The sequence below is a fragment of the Novacetimonas maltaceti genome (genome assembly GCF_002906255.1).
GTDB classification, from domain to species: domain Bacteria; phylum Pseudomonadota; class Alphaproteobacteria; order Acetobacterales; family Acetobacteraceae; genus Novacetimonas; species Novacetimonas maltaceti.
Map to the genome: position 1 here is coordinate 1 of NZ_POTC01000125.1, position 1,783 is coordinate 1,783.

Here is a 1,783-nt window from a genome sequence, read left to right on the forward strand (position 1 = left end):
GCCACGACTTCAGATCAGGCGGCAGAAGATACGGCTGAGACCGGTCAAACGGGATGAAGCTGCTCATCTCACCACCTTACAACTTCACCTCTTCACAGGGTACCCCAACCCGACAGGCTGCTAAAGCCTTGCCTTGATTGTTGTAGCGATAATCAGGGAATTTGGCCGTATCGTAATATCCGCCCAGCTTGTAGATACCCGGCAGACCAGGATCCTTGGTGACGTGTGACATGTCATCAGGCTGGGGGTTGAGGGCATACTGCAGTTCGGTAATCAGCAGCGCGCCAGTGCCCATGTTGAAGTTGGCGCCATCTTCATCATTGGTGTTCTGGTTGGTGGGGTCTGCGCTGTTGCCACCGTTCTGGATGCCAAAGGAGTTGTTGCGGTTACCCGGCGGGTTATCATCTGCTGCCGCAAACATGAAAGTGAATTTGTCAGACGGACGATAGCGGATACGGATGGCCGGGGAGGACAGCGGCCAAGATGGCCCACCTGCATATAGGTTGACTGATGGTGCCATGGGCCAGCCGAAGTTGGAATTCAGATACAAAGCCCCGTAATCACTGACCAGAAATTCGGTCTCCAAATTCTGCTGCCCGATTTTGACGTCCAGCTTCCCGTCCAGAAAGGATTGTTGATACCACAGCTCGAACAGGCGGGTGGAACGGTCGGCCTCAAACCCACTAACATGGTTAAAGTTGGCCAGATGATCCTGCGAGATGGAGCGCCCGCGCAGCTGCAGGGCCCTGACGTTGAATGTGCCGCCCTTCAGCCCGATCAGCTTTTCCAGATCCACCGTCAGGGTTGGCATGGTTACCCCATCATAGGCGGGGCCAGTGCCCGAACCACTGGCGCCATCAGCCCTGGAAGCCGTGCCACCTGTGGTGTTTCCCCACAACTCATCTACTTCCTGGATGTCAAAGCTGATGCCGTGTCTGGCCATCCAGTCCCGCGCGCCCCACATGTTGCCCAGCAGGTGGTCGCTCATGTCCGGCGTGTCATCGCCTTTTTTCTCTGCTGCCGCGTCTTCTGAAGCCCGCTGGGAATCTCGCACTGTTGCCGGATCAATCTGCTCAATCAATGGCCCTGAATTGCCTAACCGACGACGATCTTCCTCAATTTGTGTTTCTTCACCATGTGCAAAAGTAGGTAGAGTTCCCCAAACGCCGGCAACCAAGAGCAAGCAATGCAATGAATACGGAAATTTCTTCCATATGTTGTTTGTCAGGTCAGACATTGTTTGGCTTCACCATACAAAGTGAAGGGAGAACACCTGAAAAATTTGAGAAGAAATCTGCCAAAGGCAGAAAAGTAAACATAACTCATCATCCATCTCCGGTTCCCTCGCCCGGCGATCAAACTAGACAACAACGGCAGGTCTCCTGACTTACGGGTCATCACACGTTACTCAGCCTTCCCGATGTTGCCACCAGTGGCTGCCGCTTTATACGGCCAAGGAATAATATGCTCTCCGCCTACAGTTGCGAGGGCAGTTGCCGACTGGGTTCCGATCCTGGAGCCTCCGGCATTCCCTTTCAACGCGGAAATCTCACAGAAGGGTTGTACATCGGGTTAGATTATGAAAAAGTCTGTTTTGCACAAAAGAAATTTTCGTAAGCTATAAGAAAACCCGATGCAGACAGAGTGTAGCGCAGCCGCGTATGAGTTTCCAGCCTCCTGTGGACGGCGTGTTGTGGCCCGTTTTGACGGGGGTCGCATGAGTTCGGATGGGGGCGTCATTCTGGTGAAGCAGGCTGATGACATTCTGGGTCTCAGCCGCCGC

At 53.8% G+C, this 1,783-nt stretch carries 2 pseudogenes and 1 riboswitch; of the pseudogenes, one reads left to right on the forward strand and one right to left on the reverse strand.

Going from position 1 to position 1,783, the window contains the following annotated elements:
* Nucleotides 1-97: 97 nt before the first annotated feature.
* Nucleotides 98-1,237, reverse strand: a pseudogene (locus KMAL_RS16540) (carbohydrate porin); the annotation flags it as partial.
* 118 nt (nucleotides 1,238-1,355) lie between these two features.
* Nucleotides 1,356-1,577, reverse strand: a riboswitch (cobalamin riboswitch).
* 56 nt (nucleotides 1,578-1,633) lie between these two features.
* Here KMAL_RS16540 and KMAL_RS16545 point away from each other — a divergent pair.
* Nucleotides 1,634-1,783: pseudogene (locus tag KMAL_RS16545) on the forward strand (IS1380 family transposase); the annotation flags it as partial.